1 protein-coding gene is annotated in these 840 nt (G+C 69.9%); it reads right to left on the minus strand.

Going from position 1 to position 840, the window contains the following annotated elements:
* Positions 1–463: 463 nt before the first annotated feature.
* Positions 464–840, minus strand: a 377-nt coding sequence (locus A8G18_RS21615; protein WP_483414369.1) for an SDR family NAD(P)-dependent oxidoreductase, incomplete at its 5' end; no start/stop codon positions are given.

Consider the following 840-nt stretch of genomic DNA (forward strand, 5'->3'; position numbering starts at 1 on the left):
CGCGAGGCCGAGCCGGAAGAGGAGCGTCAGCACCGGGACACCGAGGAGAGCGACGCACCGGGCACCGCGACGGGTCGTCCCACCACCTCGGGTGCACCCACCACCCCGCGGGAGATGCCGACGCTGCCGACCTTCCCTCCGCGCGGCGGCGGGTGACGCACAGAGTTCACGACGGGACGGTGAACCCCCGCCCCTACCATCGAGACGTGCCGTCCATTCACCATTCATCGTTGCGGAAGACCGACCCCGAGAGTCTGTACCGGATCGTCGCGCTGCGCACCGACGTGTTCGTCTTCGAGCAGGGCATCACCTGCGAACCGGAACTCGACGGGCGCGATCTCGGCACGCCCGATTCGGATTCGTGCGCACCGGACCGAACTACATCGAGGCCGGGATCGACCACGTGCCGATGCGCCGGACCGCGTGACCGGGGACGCGCATCAGCCTGCGTCGAAGACGGTCATCAGCCGATCTCGAAGTGCACCCCGGTGAGCTTCTCCGACAGCTCCCACAGACGCGTCGCGGTCTCCCGGTCGCGGGCACGACGCCCCACGGCGGCGACACCGGGGGATCCGTACAGCAGGAAGCGCGGACCGATGTAACCACCCGAGACAGCCGGATCGGAGGCGGCGAGCACGACCGATTCGGCCCCCTGGTCCGGCGTGCGCTGCAGGACCCTCTTGCCGAAGCCGAACAGCCGGTCGAACCACGTCCCCGTGTGGCTGCCCACTTCCGTCGCCGCGTAGCCGGGGTGGGCCGCGACCGCGCGCAGAGGCGAGCGGGCCGCAGCGAGGCGGCGTTCCAGTTCGAGATCGAACAGCAGGTTCGCGAGCTTCGACT

Origin of the sequence: Rhodococcus gordoniae (assembly GCF_001646655.1) — a bacterium.
In the GTDB taxonomy this organism is placed as follows: Bacteria; Actinomycetota; Actinomycetes; order Mycobacteriales; family Mycobacteriaceae; genus Rhodococcus; species Rhodococcus gordoniae.